The sequence below is a fragment of the uncultured Methanobrevibacter sp. genome, assembly GCF_902774605.1.
Classification (GTDB): domain Archaea; phylum Methanobacteriota; class Methanobacteria; order Methanobacteriales; family Methanobacteriaceae; genus Methanocatella.
The window spans coordinates 1-20,052 of record NZ_CACYJE010000011.1 but is presented as its reverse complement, the minus strand read 5'-3'; the positions used below and the strand labels follow the sequence as shown (position 1 = coordinate 20,052).

Genomic DNA, 20,052 nt, shown 5'->3' with positions numbered 1-20,052 from the left:
CCTTATTAAAACACCACAAATAAATATTAAAACATAATTTTTTAGTGATTATTATGAGCATTAAAGATGAAATTAAAAAAGTTAAGGATAATGTTTACGAGATTCCGGGCTCATACAACAAGAACATGAGAGCCTCCGGAAGATTCTACATTGCAGACGAGTACATTGACGAGCTTGAGGAAGGTGCAATCGAACAGATAGTCAACGTGGCTTGCCTACCTGGTGTTCAAAGATACTCCATTGGATTGCCGGACATCCATTTCGGATACGGCTTCCCGATAGGTGGAGTGGCAGCATTCAGCCTAAGAAACGGAATAGTCTCACCTGGCGGAGTCGGATTCGACATAAACTGCGGAGTGAGACTGATCAAATCCAACCTGACACTGGAAGACGTTGAGGGACACTTGGATGAGCTCACCGAAAAGCTGTTCGAGAACATCCCATCAGGCGTTGGAAGCAAGGGAAAGATACGCCTTGAAAAGGATGAAATCAACGACGTATTGGATTACGGTGCCGAATGGGCAGTCAACAACGGCTACGGATGGCCTGAGGATTTGGATGTGCTTGAGGAAAACGGAAGAATGGTTGATGCCGATTCAAGCATAGTCTCAGACAAGGCCAAAAAGAGAGGAATTCCACAATTGGGTTCACTCGGTTCAGGAAACCACTTCCTTGAAATCCAGATAGTCGATGAAATCTACAATGAGGAAGTCGCAAAGGTATACGGCCTTGAAAAGGGAATGATAGTCATAATGATCCACTCAGGCTCCCGTGGATGCGGACACCAAATCTGCTCTGATTACTTGAGGATAATGGACAAGGCATACAAGAACTATAAAATCAACCTGGCAGACAGGCAACTCGCATGCGCACCCCTTGATTCCAAGGAAGCGCAGAACTATATTCAGGCAATGGCGGCAGCGGCAAACTATGCCTGGGCCAACCGTCAGATGATGACCCATTGGATACGTGAAACCTTCGAGGAAGTTCTTGGAAAAACCGCTAAAGAAATGGAGATGGATATTGTATATGATGTAGCTCACAATATCGCTAAAATGGAAACTCACAAAGTATACAATCGTGAAGAGGACCTGCTGGTTCACCGTAAGGGAGCAACAAGAGCATTCGGACCAGGCAGGGAAGAAGTGCCTGAAAAATACAGGGCAGTTGGCCAGCCAGTGCTCATACCTGGAACAATGGGAACCGCATCATACGTGCTGCACGGCACTGAAACCGCAATGGAGGAAACATTCGGATCCACCGCTCACGGAGCCGGAAGGGTGCTGTCAAGGTCCAAGGCCAAGAAGGATTATGACGCTGATGAAATCACCAAGGATTTGAACGATAAGGGAATCAGGATAAAGGCAACAAGCAAACACGTCATAGAAGAGGAAGCCCCTGGCGCATACAAGGACGTTGACTCAGTAGTGAGAGTGTCCGACAGCACAGGAATCGCAAAGCTCGTTGCAAAAGTCAAACCATTATCAGTATGCAAGGGGTAGATGACCATGATCGGCATAATAGGAGGCAGTGGAGTCTATGAAATAACTGAAAAGGCGGATGAATGCACTAAACAATTGGTGAAAACAGATTACGGGGAAGTTGAAGTGTCCATACTTGACATCTTCAATAAGAAAGTGGCATTCATTCCTCGCCATGCTTCAGGACACAGCATCCCTCCACACAGGATTAATTTCCGGGCCAACATCGACGCATTGAAGAAAATTGGTGTGACAAAAATCATCGCAACCAACTCAGTAGGGTCAATGAACCTGGAAATGCCTCCGGGATCATTTGTCATACCGGACGATTTCCTTGATTTCTCCCAGGACCGCAAGAAGACATTCTACGAGGATAAGGTGGTTCACATTGACGTGACAGAAGCATACTGTCCACAGCTCAGGGACGTGCTGGCGGATTGTGGAGATGTCATCCTTGGAGGAACCTACGTCTGCACTGAAGGGCCAAGATTCGAGACTCCTGCTGAGATTAAAATGTTCAAGATGCTCGGTGGAGACCTTGTTGGAATGACTGGGGTGCCTGAGGTGACACTGGCACGCGAAAGGGAAATCTGCTACAATTCAATATGCATCGTGTCAAATTACGCATCCGGAATATCAGAAGAGGAGCTCACAATCGATGAGGTCTTCGAGATGATCAAGCAAAAGGAGGCTGAATTGCTTGAACTCATATATAACTTCATAAGAAATGTTGATGAAACATCAGACTGCACATGCAATCATGCCTTGGATGGAGCGGAAATATGAGCAAGGTAATTCTATTGAACGCTTCTCCGCGCAAGGATTCCAACACCAAAATCGCACTCGAGCAATGCGCACATGAAATCGAAGCGGAGGGTGTTGAAACTGAAATCATAACTCTGAGGGGCAAGAAAATCCAATCCTGCATAGCATGTGACAAATGCCAGGAAACAGGAAACTGCGTATTGCCGGATGGATTAAGCGAAATCATCGACAAGCTCCGTGAAGCCGACGGATTCATACCTGCAGCGCCAGTGTATTTTGGAACTGCAAGAGGGGATATAATGTCTGCACTGCAGAGGATCGGCAGAGTGTCCAGGCACGGCGACCATTTCCTTGACTGGATGGTTGGAGGTCCGATTGCCGTTGCAAGAAGGGGCGGCGTTACATTAACATTGCAGGAAATGTCAATGTTTTTCACAATAAACAACATGATAATAGTCGGGAGCAGCTACTGGAATATGGTAATTGCATATGATGAGGGAACTGCACTGGAAGATAAGGAAGGAATCGAGACAATAAGACTCTTCGGCCGTAATGTGGCTCAAATAATTAAAAAGGTAAGGGATTAAGTATGCGTTTGGCTGTTGTATCAAGCGATGGGGAAAATGTGGACTTGCACCTTGGACGTGGAAGCAGCATTTATGTATATGATTATGATGATGAACTGACCTTTGTTGAAAAAAGGGAAATTGAAATCAAGGGCGAGGCAAAGCACCAGGGCGGCAAGGTCATAAAGACATGCAGTGACTGTGACGTACTGATATGTGTGCAGTATGGTTTCAAGTCCAAGATCAAGGCTGATGATGCGGGACTCAAGCTGGTCATGGATGAGGGTCCTATTGATGAGGTGCTGAAGCGTTACACCGACCATGTTGATTTCATGAAAAACCAGTCTATAATATAATTTTTTCATATACTGTAACTTTTTAAAAAATTATTCTTAGAGCTTGATTTCTTTTTTCAAGCTTTCACATTCTTTTTTTTCACATGATTCAATCATCTTCTCCAATAAATTGTGATGATTTATTTTTTTGCTGAAATTTCAGGTATATTGTAAATTTTTTTTGTATATTGTAAATTTTTTCGCCCTGTATTCAGCATGTTTTTTTCACAGTTTCAGGGTTGGATTTCTGTTTTTCGTTATGATTTTTCATTATATTGTAAAAATTTTTTATTTTTTATTTTTTGAAAATTTTCCATTTTTTCTATTATTTCAATAATCTTTATATAGTATGAATAAAATAGTTAATTGTAACCTTTATGGGCGGGTTTTAAAAAATAAAACTTAATTAGATATATTTTCTTAAAATAACGTGAGGATAACTCACAATAGTTAAATAAACGATTGTAAATCTATACTTATTTAAAATCATTTTTACAGTTCAGTTTATCTTCTATACTTAATAAGAATATTTTATAAAATTTTATGGCGAAAACGCTAGTATTATAGATTAAATTTATATAGGTTGATATAATGGCAAAAGCAAAAGCAAGACGTAGAGTACGTGATACATGGAAAGAAAAATCCTGGTATACTATCAAAACACCAGTGAACTTTGAAGACAAGGAAATTGGAGAAACTCCAGCAAAAGATGCAGACCTCCTCATCGGAAGAGGCGTTGAAGTTACCATGAGGGAATTAACCGGTGACTTCTCAAAACAATACATCAAACTCAGGTTTGAAATCGACAATGTTGCAGGAACAGTTGCAAACACCAAATTCACTGGACACAAAACCACTACCGATTACGTTAGAAGCATGATCAGAAGAGGAACTTCCAGAATCGACGCTTCCGCAATCGTTAAAACAAAAGATGATCGCAAATTAAAATTACAAGTATTGGCTGTAACCATCAGAAGGGCTAAATCTTCCCAACAAAGATACATGAGAAAAACCATTGAAGACTTGCTCGTCGAAGCTGCAGCTGAAAGATCATTCGATGAATTGGTGCAAGTGTGTGTTAACGGTAAGTTAGCATCCGAGATTTACCACAACGCTAAAAAAATCTACCCTCTCAAAAGAGTGGAAATCATCAAAAGTAAAGTAATCAAATAAGATTACTTCTATTTTTCTTTTTTTCATAACTTTATCTATCTGTACTTTCAATTCTTAACTAATTTTTCACAAACCATTTATTATAATATTATATATGGCTAATTTCGTTGAAGTTTTCATGATTCAACATTGTTTTATTGAGGCTAAATTCAATTAAACGACCACATTTTTTCACCGCATTTTCTTGCTTGAAATCATGGAACTCACATGGATTTTGCCTGTTTGTTCAATGGGGTGCTGATATTTGTCAAATATTCATGTTTAACTTTAAAAATCATTTGATTATTTGAAAATATGTTATGTGTTGTGATTTATTTTTTACATGTGTTTATGATTTGATTTTCGTTCATTCTCCTCTTTAAATTTGTTTTCGTTTAGGCTCATACGAACAAGTTCACATGAATATTGCTTTTTGCTTGCAATCGTGTTAAAGTTGGTGTTTTTTGCTTTATTGTACTGTCAGTTAATATTTCAATATCGTATTGGATGTTGATGTCTTTTAGTAGGGTTGTTTTTGTTTAAATTAAACTTGATGATTCAAAGGATTTTTAACAGTTTATCAACGATTAAAACAGGTTTAAATGCTTTTTTTGATGTATGGATTAAATCACTGTTAAATTCAATTTTTAATTTCTATTAAATTGAATAACATTTGTAGGTTTATTGAAAAAAAGTTTAATTATAATGTAATTTGATGAATTATGTTAATTTTTTTTAATTTTTCATAATACAATTTATTTTTATTTACAGTTTATGCGTATTGATTTTTAATTATGATTATTTTTTTTAAATTAAGATAATTCTTAATGATTTGTTCAATGCATCTTATTTTTTAAGGACTCATCTCTGATAATTTTTACTTTAACTTAGTTAACTTTATATATTAATTTCAATTTATACAAATATCGTAATAAACTCTCCATAATGGCATATGTATTGATATTGTCATGACAATAGGAGGGGGTGTACTATGAATAAGAAGGCAATAATATTAATAATATGTTTAATATGTATCGCATTATCATTCAGCACAGCAACTGCCTCTGATGCAGGTGAAAGTGATGCAAACGAAACACTATCGGTATCGGTTAGTGAAAGCGTTGATACGAACGACAATCTTACTTCAACCTCGATTGAGGTAGATGATAATCTGCAAGCAGGAAGCGGAGGAGGATCATTTTCCGACTTGGATGCTCTGCTGCATAATCGGGCAAATGAATATAAATTAACCCAAAACTACACATACAATCCAGAAACGGATTCAGCATTCCTAAATGGTATTAGCATTACAAGTTCAATAACCATTGACGGTGACGGATACACCATAGACGGTAATGGGCAGGCTAGGATATTTGACATTAATGCACCTGACATAATCCTGAAAAACATCAGGTTCATCAACGGTTATTCAACCCAGTCAGGTGGGGCAATTTATGTGGAAGGTGACGACACCCTAGAGATCATCAACTGTAACTTCATGAACAATACAGCTGGTGTGCATGGTGGTGCAATATATCTTGAGAACAGTAATGCAAGTAAGATTACTTCATGTTACTTTGCAAACAATACTGCCGGTGTGAATGGTGGTGCTGTTGATTGGCATAAGGGAGCTACACATGGAGAGTTGATTGGCTCCAACTTTGTCAACAATACTGCTAAACGTAGTGGTGGTGCTGTATTTTGGTATGGTGTTGATGGTGATATTAAAGATAGTAACTTCACCAATAATAAAGCATTAGGTATTGCTATGGGCCAAAGTACTTATGGTTATTATAGTACAGGTGGTGATGGTGGTGCAGTAATGTGGACTGGACACAATGGAGATATAATTAATTCAAGATTTATAGGTAACAATGCATCTCGCCGTGGTGGTGCGGTATTCATGCAAGGTGCTAGTGATGAAAATTGTGATAATTTAACCATAGATTTAAGTACATTTGAAGATAACTATGCTGGTGTAAATGGTGGTGCAGTAGATTGGTATCGTGGTGCTCATGATGGTAAATTATACAATTCTACATTCAAAAATAATACTGCTATGCGTAGTGGTGGTGCAGTATATTGGTATGGTACTGATGGAGAGATAAGAAATGTATCATTCACTGATAATAAAGCATATGGTCTTGTAGATGCACCAAGTTCATACGGTTATAACACTACTGGTGGTGATGGTGGTGCAGTAATGTGGACTGGTTCTAATGGTGTAGTGGATAATTCCACTTTCATAAATAACTGGGCAGCAGCACGTGGTGGTGCAGTATTCCTGCAAGGTAGTGTAGAAGGTAATTGTACAAACACTACTTTCACTAATTCATACTTCAGAAGCAATACTGCTGAAACTAATGGTGGTGCAATCGACTGGTATGAAGGTGCTCATGATGGTATAGTTGATAATCTAACATTCATAGACAACACTGCAAAACGTAATGGTGGTGCAATATTCTGGTATGGTATCAATGGTATAGTGAGGAACTCCAACTTCATTAACAACAGGGCAACAGGTGAAGCATTACAATATAATATGACCCTCTCCTATAGTGACATAATCCTCATCAACAGCAATGTTTTACCAACCAATATGGAAAAAGGTAAGCTATATGTACTCAACTATACTGAAAATGGTCTAAGAGTATTCAAGTCATATACCCTAAATGATACAAATGAACCAGTTTTGTTAGATGAAACAACTACTTATGCCCTAACCATTTCACCAGTTGACTGGGCAATAGACCAGTTCCTCGGAGGGGATGGTGGATCCATACTGTGGAGTGGTGACATCGGTCTGGTTGAAAACTGTAACTTCATTGAGTCAAACTCAGCACGTCGTGGTGGAGCAGCTTACATGACTGGTAGTGACTATGTAACATATAATAATTGTAACTTCACCAACACCACTTCAGGTACAAATGGTGGTGGAGTAGATTGGCTGGCAGGTGCAAACAATGGTAAGATATACAACTGTGTATTCAACAATACTCGTGCAGCACGTTCCGCAGGTGCAATATATTATGATGGTTGGTATGGTGAAATGAAGAATATCACTATCATAAATGCCACTGCATATGGTGGTTCACTTAAAACCAGTCGTGACGGTAAGGTTAAATATGCCGGTTGGGACTCAAGTCACTGGGACACCAACACTACTGGTGGTGATGGTGGTGCAATAATGATTACAGGTAACCATGAATACCTATACAATATGACATTCATCGACTGTACAGCAACCAGCCGTGGAGGAGCAGTGTTCCTTCAAGACAATGACAACGTGACATTCGAATTATGTAATTTCACTAGCAACAGGGCATTGGGAACTGCAAACAACACCTACTATGACCGTATGGATGAATCCAGTGGATTCAACCCAGCACGTACCGGACACGGTGGTGCAATCGGTTTCGATATAGGAAACTCCCTTGGTGTAGTTAAGGACTCATACTTCTATAATAACACAGCGGCCCGTAACGGTGGAGCAATAAGCTTTGCAGAAGGATCAAGCAACGGAAAAGTATACAATTCAGTGTTCATCGACAACACTGCAGGCAGATCAGGTGGAGCATTCTACTGGGAAGGAACTGAAGGTAATGTAAGCTACTGTAACTTCACCAACAATGATGCATTAGGAACCTCATTGCAATATGACCTTACATTAACATTGGATAATATAAAAGTAGTGAGTGAAAAACCTGAAAACACTGAATTAAACACATTATATGTCATCAATCAGACAGTCACTGACGGAATTCATTACGAGTCATGGGTATATGTTAATAAGAATGGTGAAAATAGATGGTTACTCCTAGACCAAATCACCATTATTAACGATACTTGCCCATCCCCACAGGATTGGGGTATCGACCAGTTCTTCGGAGGTGACGGAGGAACAATCCTCTGGAGTGGAAACATTGGATACATCGACAACTGTAACTTCTACAATTCAGACTCCGCACGCCGTGGAGGAGCAGCATACATGACCGGTGGAGACCATGTGGAATTCACCAACTGTTACTTTGAAAACTGTACCTCCGGAACAAACGGTGGAGGAGTAGACTGGCTCGCCGGTGCAAACTACGGTAAAGTAATCAACTGTACATTCAACAACACCCGTGCAGCACGTTCCGCTGGTGCAATCTACTACGATGGTGATTATGGTGAAATGAAAAACATCACTATCATTAATGCAACCTCCTTTGGAGGATCTTTAAAAACCAGTAAAGACGGTCTTGTAAAATATGCCGGTTGGGATTCAAGCCACTGGGATACAAACACTACAGGTGGGGATGCTGGTGCAATCATGATTACCGGTGACCATTTATACATTTACAATGCTACATTTACCAACTGTACATCAGTAGGTCGTGGAGGAGCAGTCTTTTTACAGGACAATAAGAATGCAACATTTGAATTATGTAAATTTGAAAGCAACTATGCTGAAGGTGTAGCAAACAACACATGGGCAAACTATACTCAGGAAAGAAATGATGCAAATAGTGATACTAAAGTAAATTACAAGCTCACAGGTCATGGTGGAGCAGTTGCATTTGACGTAAACGCTAAGGATTGTAAAATCATTGACTCCAAATTCTACAACAACCTTGCTCGTAGAAACGGTGGAGCGATTAACTTCGATGAAGGTTCAACAAACAACAACATCACTCACTGTGAATTTACAAACAACACTGTTTATGATGATGGTGGTGCAATCAACTTCGACCACGGTGCTGATTTATGTGGTGTTTATGATTCCACATTCTACAATAACACTGCTTTAGGTAGATTCGGTTCAACTTCAAAAGGGGGTACAATCTGTCTTGTAGGTAACAATGTAACAATTCAAAACTCCACATTCACTTTAGGAGTTGTATATGCTAATATAGCAGAAGGAGCAAAAGATAATGAAACCTGGGGTGGAGCAATGTTTATTACAGGTAACTACACTATCATCAAGAACTGTACCTTTGACAGATGTAATTCAATTGAAGACGGTGGTGCAATATATGTAATTGGTGATGACTGTAAATTATATAATTCCACATTCACTAAAAACTCTGCCGGAGACGATGGTGGAGCAATCTATTGGACTGGTGAAGACGGTCTGATGTATAACATTACCTGTATAATAAATAGTGCTACCGGTCACACACTTCAATCTTCAAGACCAAAAGGAAGTACAATCTGTCTTACAGGTAACAATGCACTTGTAACCAAATCTCACTTTGAAATGAGTTCAGCAATTGTTGACGGTGGTGCAATTTATGCTACCGGTAACTATGTAAATATTACTGAATCCACTTTCTTTAAATGTAATGTAACCTTCGGTACTGACAATCAGGTTTATGGTGGAGGTTCCATCTATGTATTAGGTGACTTCTCAAACATTATCAACTGTAGCTTTGACAGGTCCAATGCTAAACGTGGTGGAATCATCTATATCCAGGGAAACAATGTTACAATTGACAACGCTACTGCTCTTCACAGTTTCGCAGATTATGGCGGATCAATTTACGTAAGAGGTGCGAATTCCACAATTGTCGGATCTAATCTAACAATGGGTAATGCAACATATAATGGAGGAGCCATTTACATTTTGGGTGAAAATACAAACATTACAGGCACCTATATTGGAATGTGTATTGCTTATGGCGACGGTGGTGCAATATTTGTTAACGGTACTAATGCTAATATTGAAAAATCCACTATAACTATGGCTAATGCTACAGGTTATAATGTAATTATAAATAAAAAAGAAGTATTGGTTGGTGGAAACGGTGGATCCATATACATTTTAGGAAATGATGCATCCATCATAGACACTAACTTAAGCAGGTCTCATGCTAAGGTTAATGGAGGTATTATTTACATTGCAGGTCAGAATGCAATTGTTAATGGTTCTTCATTGATGATGTGTTCTGCTGATGAGAATGGTGGAGCTATTTATGTTGCAGGATTTAATGCAACAATTGAAAATTCCACTTTTGGAATGACAAATGCTTCAGGTTCAGTCATTAATGGAGTTCACACTAACGGTAATGGTGGTGCAATTTATGTTAAAGGTGATTCAGCATCAATCATTGATTCAAGATTTAATATTACAATAGCCGTTCATGGTAGTGGTGGAGCTATTTATGTTGGTGGTCTTAATACTAATATTTCAGGAATAAATGCATCTATTTCACAGGCTCCTAACGGTCAGGGTGGATCAATATATGTGGATGGTGTAAATACTACCATTTCAGATTCCGATTTGACTATTGCTCATGCAGGAAAAGAAGGTGGATCAGTTTATATTAAAGGTGATTATTCAAAAATAATTAATTCAACTATTACACGTACTTCATCAGATACCTATGGTGGAGCAGTATATATTGATGCAGTAAATGCTACAATCGAGGATTCTCACTTTGCTATGAACAATGCTACCGTTAGTGGTGGAGCTATTTATATTTTAGGGGTTAATGCTAATGTTAAAAATTCAACATTCAATTTGACCTTTGCAAGAACTTCTCCAACCAGTTATGCTACAACCAATTTAGGTGGTGCGATTTATATTAAAGGTAACAATGCAAATATTTCATTCTCTAACTTTACAAATTCATTTGCATATCAGGGTGGAATAATTTATCTTGAAAGTAATTATTGTACTATTGTCAATTCCACATTTGATAAAGGATTTGCTTTATGGGATGGAGGAGCAATCTTTTCATATCTTGGTGCACATACTAGCCTATCCAACTCAACCTTTACAAATAATTTAGCTGAATATGATGGAGGAGCAATCTTCTGGCACGGTGGTGAATCATCTGTATATAATAGTGTTGATCGTTGTACATTCATAAACAACACTGCTGTTGCAAAAGGCACTTTCTCTTCTGGTGTAAGAACTACAAGAGGTGGAGGAGCACTTTACTGGTCTGAAAAAGGAAGTTATGGTAGTGTTACTAATTCTAAATTCATCAACAACTCAGTTCAGGCTATAAAAGGTAAAGCTGATGGTGGTGCTATTTTATGGGATACATGTTCTCATGGTATAATTGATAATTGTACTTTTTATGGTAATTTCATCACAACCGAGGATTATGACGGTAATGGTATATGGGTTCAAGGTGGCGCTATGCTTTTAAGACCTAAAACTAATTTTACAATTAGTGATTGTATATTTGAGAATTCATGGTCTGACAAGGAAGGTGGAGCATTATACGTATCCAATAAGCAAGGTTCTCCAATTAAACCTATTGATGTTAAAATTATTAATGTAACATTTATCAATAATACTGCTCTTTCAAAAGGAACTTCAAATAAAAATATTTGGGGTGGAGGAGCTGTTCAAGTTAAGGAATGTGATTACATTTACTTTATAGACTGTAAATTCATAAACAATACTGCAAACATAGGTGGTGGTGTTTCTTTTAAAGCTCTTAATGGAAACAATAATGGAATGATTAATTGTACTTTTATAGGAAATAATGCTACTATATTAAATAGTCCAGATGCAAATACTGTTGCAGGGTCTGGAGGAGCTATTTGGACTGATGCTTCTAAAATTATCAATTTAGAAAATATTACAATGATTGGCGGTTTTGCTGTTAATTATGGTGGAGGATTATATTCCAAAGGCACTATTATATATGATACTTTTACTTTCATAAATAATACTGCAGGATATGGTGGAGGCCTTTATTGGGATAAAGGTTCTGTTACAATCAGCAATATGGAATTCATTAACAATACTGCAACACAATTTGGTGGAGCTATCTACATTCCTCAACAGTCAACCACTGTATCATTCAACAATTTCACAGGAAACACCGCTTTAAGTGGTGGTGCGATTTATGCGAATAATAATATTATAACCGTTTCAAATAACAATTTCACAAATAACACTGCAACTGATTATGGTGGTGCTGTTTATGTTGCACTTGAATTTAATGCGAATAATGTTGTAACTTCTAGAAATGTTTTCACAAGCAATTCTGCTCAAGAGGGAGGTGCAATTTACATACCAATAGCTGCTAAAGGTGTAGCAGTTACTTATTCATCTTTTATTAAAAACCATGCGTTAAATGGTGGTGCAATTTATTTAGGATCACAAGGATTTAAGAATAGATATGTTGAAAATTGTGAGTTCATTAATAACACTGCCGAGCAAAATGGTGGTGCTGTTTATATTGCAAATATAAATCAAAAGATATTGTCATGTAACTTCTATGGAAATAATGCTACTCTTAATGGTGGAGCAGTTTATACAGATACAGGGTTATCTGATTTAGAAATTAAGGATTCTACATTTAAAAATTCTCATGCAAATAATGGTGGTGCTATATATAATGATGCAGGTCCATTAAATACAAATCTTAAAATAAATAATGATACATTTATTAAAAATATTGCTGTTCGCAATGGTGGTGCAGTTTTATACATATCCAATAATGGCCTTACAAAATACAGGGATTATAATAATTTCGATGGTTTAGGCGTTCCTGCCTCTGCTGGAAGAACAAACCTTAAGGATACTGATACCAACACTCAATTTATCTCCACTTCCTTATTTGAATACAATCAGGATTATATATTACGTATTAAAACTGAATCAGATATGGATGACCCATATATTACAGTTTATATAGATAATCCAAGGGATTCAATTAGAAGGTTCCTTAATGTTACTATTAAATTAGTTGACGCCACTACCGGTGAGGAAGTTCGTGAAGTTAATATAACTACTGAAAATTATGTGGAACATTATAGTTCAGAATTGGGAATCTATGCAACTTTCAGTAACCTTAAGAAAAATCAAACATACAATATTACTGTCGGATTTTCAGATGAAAACTACATGTATAAACAAAATTTCACTTTTGATACAGCACACGGTGAACTTATGGGTGATTTCCAACGTCTTCAACGGTTAATAGAACAGGCCATTTCTCGTGGTCTCAAGGATGATGGTGCTTATCATGTATCATTACCAAGGGCTTATACATTTGATGATGAGTATGATAAAGGCTGTATGAATCTTACAGATATCTCTCATCCAATTATCATTGATGGACATGATTATACTGTAAATGCATTAGGATTTTCAAGAATATTTTATATTACCTCTAATGATGTGACCTTTAAAAATATACATTTTGCTAGAGGTAACGCAAGTGGAATATACAATAAAACATTTTCATTTGGTAATGGTGAACTTGACGATAATACTATTGGTATTGGAGGATCATTATACTGGGCAGGCAAAAATGGTGCATTATTGAATTCATCTGTTTCCAACAGTTACGCAGTTTTAGGTGGAGGAATATACTTCAATGCTTCCGCTTCAGATTGTGTAATATATGGTACTTCATTTACAAATAACAATGCAACCACTAATGGTGGTGCTATTGACTGTAATGCATCCAATATGGAACTGATTAACACTACATTTGACAGTAACTATGCGGATTATGGTGCAGCTTTATGTAGGGAAATCAATGCTACATTCGGGCACGGTCACAATAATATATTTTCAAACAACTATGCTCAGACTGCAGGAGCAGCACTTGCATGGTTAAATGCATCAAGTATCAGTATTAATCAATATTATTTCTACAATAATGGTGCAGGTTTCAGCGGTGGAGCAATCTATGTTGGTGAAGGCAGTCTTAACTGTAATGTTTCAAATTGTGTCTTTGAAGACAATTATGTTGCTAATGAAGATACTCAGGGCCATGGTGGTGCTATCGAATGGTACTCACAGAAAGGTACAATTGTCAACTCTACATTTGCAAGAAACAGAGCATTTGATGGTGGTGCACTATATGTGGGTGTTGGATCTACTGAAATTAAGGTTATCACATCCAACTTCACTCATAACTATGCAAAAACCACTGGTGGTGCTATTAGTATAGTTGCATCTGCAGTTACTATTAATGCATCTAATTTCTATTATAACAATGCTACCAGAGGTGGAGCGCTATTTGTTGGTGGTGAAGGTACTGCTAATTATATCTATTCCTCTCTTTTCCAAGGTAATGTAGCTAAAGGACAGACTCCTGGTGAGGGTCTTGGTGGAGCTATTAACTGGGTTGCTTCATCAGGTTATCTGAATGATACCAAATTCATCAGTAACTGTGCTGATTATGGTGGAGGATTATTCTTTGGAGGTAGGTCTGATGAAAGTAGAATTTCAGGCTGTGAGTTCATTGACAATCACGCTAAATACAATGGTGGAGCTATTGACTGTAATGCTTCTAAAATGTTTTTATCTCACACAATATTTGATGGAAACTATGCTCAGTTTGGTGCTGCTTTATGTAGAGAAATTAATGCTCAAAGTGGTTCTGGTGAAAACAACACTTTCAAAAATAACCATGCATATGTATCAGGTGCAGCTCTTGGATGGATGGGTTCAGTTGGAATCAAAATCACTAATTATACATTCATCAACAACTCTGCTGATGTAAGTGGAGGAGCAATTTATGTAAGTCCTGACAGTCATAACTGTTCAATCATTGACTGTAACTTTGAAAACAACTACGTAACCAATAAAACTATTAACTGGTTAGGCTCATTTGATTGGAATGCATGGGATGGCTCTCCAATGTATTATTCCGCTCGAGGATATGATGAACCTAGTCAAATTAATAAGACAATCCAGTATACTGACCATACTACATATTATTATAATCAATCCAGTTCTCTTGACGGTATTTTAGGAGTTGGTGGAGCAATTGTTGATTATGCAGCTAATGCTACAATCGTCAATACCAAATTCACAAAAAATACTGCAAGATTGGGTGGAGCATTATATGTGGGCTCTTATGACGGATACACAAATATCAACAGGTCAACATTCACAAACAACATTGCTTATGAACGTGGTGGAGCTATCAACCTGCATGCATCAGCGGTAAATGTGAATTCAACAAAATTCTATGGCAACTCTGCTGAGGATGGTGCAGCATTGTATGTCGGTGGTGTAGGAACAAACAACACTGTTGTTGAATCAGTATTTGACGGAAACAAGGCAAAAGGTTACGGTGGAGGTATCTACTGGATTGCACAGGCCGGTGTGATGGATAATGTAAACTTCACAAACAACGCAGCTGCCTATGGTGGAGGAATCTATTTCAACGGAAGGTCCGCAAATACCAACCTGACAAATGTAAGATTCACAGGAAACAACGCTACCAAAAACGGTGGTGCTATCGACTGTAACGCTGCAAACATTGGAATCTATAATATCACATTCACCTCAAACTATGCCGGTGAATACGGTGCTGCATTATGTAGGGAATCCGGTGCAACAAACGGTCACGGTACAAACAACACATTCATCTCAAACCATGCAGGCATTTCAGGTGCGGCACTTGCATGGCTGGGAGTGCGTGGAATCAACATCACGGATTACCACTTCATAGACAACACTGCCGGAAGAACAGGTGGAGCAATCTTTGTCGGTCCGGGCAGTGACAACTGTATAATCAACATGTCATACTTTACCGGAAACCATATCGTGAACGAAACCCACGGTCACGGTGGAGCAATCGATATTGTAGGTGGCTATGCAACACTCATCAACTCAAACTTCACCCAAAACAGTGCACATTATGGTGGTGCAGTATGGGTGGAAAGTGAAACCCAAACCACCATTAACAATGTGACATTCAGACAAAATGAGGCTGTAGCTGACGGTGGAGCTATCAACCTAAGGGCATCAGGTGTAACAATGAATGATGCTCGCTTCTTTACAAACATCGCCGGAAGATCCGGTGGTGCAGTATATGTAGGTGGAAACGGTACAACAAACACCATCTACTACTCAGTATTTAATGACAACCAGGCTCAAGACCATGGTGGTGCAATTGACTGGAGAGCATCTGCAGGTGAAATCATGTTCACCAACTTCACACATAACACTGCCGAATACGGTGGAGCATTATACCTCAACGGAGTTTCATCCAACAGTAGAATATTCAATGTAATATTTAAAGAAAACCAAGCTACCAAAAACGGTGGTGCTATCGACTGTAACGCAAGTATGATGGGTCTGAACAACACCCAATTCATATCCAACTATGCAGGTGAATACGGTGCGGCATTATGTCGTGAAGCAAACGCTACCGGAGGATTCGGTGGAAACAACACATTCATATCAAATGAAGCAGGAATTTCCGGTGCAGCACTTGCATGGCTTGGTGTGGACAGTATTAACATTAACCAATATATCTTCATAAACAACACTGCCTATTCAAGCGGTGGAGCGATTTATGTAAGGGGGGACAGTCCAAACTGTAAAGTGCGCAACTCATACTTTGACAACAACTATGTGACTGACGTAAGAAACGGTCAGGGAGGTGCAATCGACTGGATTGGAAGCAATGGATATATCTACAACACTACCTTTAAAGATTCATTCGCTGTAAACGGAGGTACATTATATGTAGGTGCTCTTTCCGACAACATGACCATTCAGGAGTCAAGATTTACCGGTTCACGTGCAGTGGGTGAAGGAGGATCAATCGTATTATACGGCAATAATGTAAACATTACTAAATCAAACTTCACATATTCAATCGGTTTAACACGTGGTGGAGCAATTGCGGCTCACCAGTCATTTAATCTCTCAATATCCGAATGTATATTCGACCATTCTGTAGGTGCAGGTTATGTGGATGCAACAAACTCATCCTATGGTGACGGTGGAGCGCTATTCTATGAAAATGCAAACAACCTTACTATTGTAAACACAGTATTTTCAGAAGTTGAATCTCACGCAATGGGTACCATAACCGCAATAAATGCAAGCAATTCATTACTGTCCAATGTAACATTCAGCGGAATGTTTGCTTTAAGCAACGGAGGATCCATTGCATGGCTCAATTCAGATAATGTAACAATTGAAAACAGTCGCTTCCTAAATTCAGGCGCATCCTATGAGGGAGGTTCAATATACTTCAACAATACCAATGCGGTTGTTAAAAACAGTCTGTTCAACAACACTTCAACCCCATGGGGTAACGGTGGTGCAATCTACATCAACGGTAATGTGACTGTTGACAACTCAACATTCGAAAGGCTTTCAGCATCATCCGACAATGCCGCCGGAATATATGTGCAAGCCGGAACATCAATTATAAGCAACTCTTCATTTGACGGTAAAAACACAATATGGATTGCAAGAGGTGCAAATGCTACAATAGCAAACAATAATATCACAGGATTAAATCCAAACGATGACTTGATTTATCTTGAAAATGACTATGACATTGAAACCAATCAGGTATCCTATGCGGTATGGAACGACGGTAACCTTACACTTGACAACAACAACTTCGATTATGTGACATTCAACAACGGAACAATCTGGTCTCAGACATACATTTCAATGTTAGGCAACAAGACATATAATGTAACATGGATGGATGAGTTCACATTCTGGGCTGAAATCCTTGATGATACTCAAAACAACCATATAATATCTGTCGATTCATTATATGCAACCAACGATGTCCATCAGGAAGATGGAGATGTCGCTTATCCAATGAAATACAACAGAATTCAAATTCCAAATCTATACTATCAGGGCGCTTTCCATCTCATGCCTCATGATTCCAAACTTAAAAAGTATGAATATAAAAACGGTACAGTCAACGTTAAAATGCCTCTTGATTTGGATGTGAGCTATGTTATTAACGGAGATATTGTTGAAATTACAGCAAGATTATCCCCTAAAGTCAAAAGTAACTTCACTCTTAAAGACGAGCAAATATACTTCAGGCTCGGTGACGGAAACTATTACCCTGCAGCATTGAACTGCACCCATACACAGGAAGGAGAATTCACAACATGGACACTGGCAATCGGAAAATATGCACTGAACAATCTGTCTGCCGGATATTACACAGTCACTGCATATCATCCGGGAGATGAAGTGCATTTAAGTGCTGAAAATTCCACATCATTCTTCTTCGAGAAACGTGATACCTGGATTAAGATAGTAGTTGAAAACATTGTTTACGGCCAGTATGCACTTGCAAATGTTACCACAAACGGTAACGGAACTGTAGTGCTATCCATGAATGGAAGAACTGAAAGATATGAACTGTCAAGGGATGGAAGATATGAAAACGGCACATACACTTTACTTGTGAGATTCGATACATTATATGCTCCGGGTCAATATACCATGAGCGCACTCTATCTTGGAGATGACTACTATGAATATGAAATCAATGAAACAACATTTAATGTATTCAAACGAAATGTAACAATTACCGCAAATGCAAGCGATATTGTATTCTGGGAAGTTGAATATATCAACGCAACCCTGAACTTCATAATCCATTCCGGTGAAACAGTCAACGTTACCGCTATGGCACCTGTTTCAGGATACGTTAAAGTATCTATCACACCTACTCAGGAATATGTAACTGAAATCGTTGACGGTGTTGCAAGATTTGCAATTCCTAACCTCTTCAGTGATGAATATAAAAATATTCTTGTCAGCTACTACGGCAGCCCATACTACAATGCCAACATGACTCGGGTCAATTTCACTGTCGGTGCAACTGACAATTTAACTGTTGACGTTAAAGTTGACAATATCACCTACGGCGACAATGCTGTAGTACGTGTAAAAGTGCCAAGTATGGCTGACGGAAACGTGACAATTTATGTTGACGGAATCGAATGGGGAACTGTTGTTCTTGATGAGGGTACAGCTCAACTTGCCAATATCACAGGACTTGCAGGCGGTGACCATATAGTCAATGTGACATATAACGGAGGCAGATACTATGCAGCCAAAAACAGTACAAATGTCACATTCAATGTGGCTCAAAATACTGACTGGAAAATGACCATAACTGCTGATGAACATCCATACGGTGAAAACACAACAATTACAATAAAAACCAGTCCATACGATGTGTCAAACAGGAATCTGACCATAAAAATCGGAAACAATGTCTATGTCGTCAACATTACAAACGGCACAGCAACATTAACATTGAACAACCTTTCCGCAGGATCATATATCTCACATGCAATTTATGCCGGTGATGCTAACTACTCCTACAAATCACAGATGTTCCGTGTAAAAATCGTTAAAGCAACTCCTACAGTTACCTTGACTCAAAACGGTACAGATGTCATTGCAACAGTGAGTGGAAACGTAACCGGTAATGTGACATTCTATATAAGGGGTCAAAACTACACAGTCGACCTTGAAAATGGCAATGCAACATTGTCAAATAACCTGACTTACGGAAACAATTACCTCGTTGCAACTTATAATGGTGATAAGAATTACACCGATGCATTTGCAGTTGAAAACTTCGAAATAGCAATAATAACAACCGATTTAACAGTTGAGGCAACTCCGGAAGTAATGGTCGGCAAAAACACAACAATTACAGTTACAATGACTAATGTAACAGGGGGAAAAGTCATAATTGAAGTGAACGGTTACAACTACACTGTTGAGATCAATAATAATGGCATTGCCACACTGACTGTCAGTCTGCCTGTAAACGAATACACAGCTCATGCATACTACCTTGGAGACCTTGAACATGAAGCATGCGACAATGTAAGTGCAGTATTCAAAGTCCTCAACAAGACCGCTCCTAGCGTAACTATTGCTGATGTGGGCAATATTGAGATTGACACCAACTTGACTTTCACAGTTACCACAAACAGCAATGCTACCTTAGTGGTTCGTGTAAACGGTGAAGTTGTAAATCAGAGTGC

Annotated in this window: 6 protein-coding genes; all 6 read left to right on the top strand. The window is 38.5% G+C overall.

All coding sequences use genetic code 11. From position 1 onward, the window contains the following. The first annotated feature begins 53 nt into the window (after positions 1 to 53). Positions 54 to 1,502: an RtcB family protein gene (locus QZU77_RS04035; RefSeq protein WP_295600394.1), complete on the top strand. Its 1,449-nt coding sequence runs from the start codon at positions 54 to 56 to the stop codon at positions 1,500 to 1,502. 6 nt (positions 1,503 to 1,508) lie between these two features. Then, the gene (mtnP, locus tag QZU77_RS04030) at positions 1,509 to 2,267 is read left to right on the top strand and encodes an S-methyl-5'-thioadenosine phosphorylase (RefSeq protein WP_295600392.1); all 759 of its coding nucleotides are present in this window, start codon (positions 1,509 to 1,511) and stop codon (positions 2,265 to 2,267) included. Continuing rightward, positions 2,264 to 2,833, top strand: coding sequence for a flavodoxin family protein (locus QZU77_RS04025; RefSeq protein WP_295600389.1), 570 nt, complete (start codon positions 2,264 to 2,266; stop codon positions 2,831 to 2,833). The genes mtnP and QZU77_RS04025 overlap by 4 nt, the downstream gene beginning before the upstream one ends. A gap of 2 nt (positions 2,834 to 2,835) precedes the next feature. Beyond that, a complete protein-coding gene (locus QZU77_RS04020) occupies positions 2,836 to 3,168 on the top strand; it encodes a NifB/NifX family molybdenum-iron cluster-binding protein (protein ID WP_295600386.1) in 333 nt (110 codons plus the stop codon). Between the two features lie 570 nt (positions 3,169 to 3,738). Further along, a complete protein-coding gene (locus QZU77_RS04015) occupies positions 3,739 to 4,320 on the top strand; it encodes a 30S ribosomal protein S3ae (RefSeq protein ID WP_295600383.1) in 582 nt (193 codons plus the stop codon). A gap of 970 nt (positions 4,321 to 5,290) precedes the next feature. After that, positions 5,291 to 20,052, top strand: a 14,762-nt coding sequence (locus tag QZU77_RS04010) for a right-handed parallel beta-helix repeat-containing protein (protein WP_295600380.1), incomplete at its 3' end; no start/stop codon positions are given.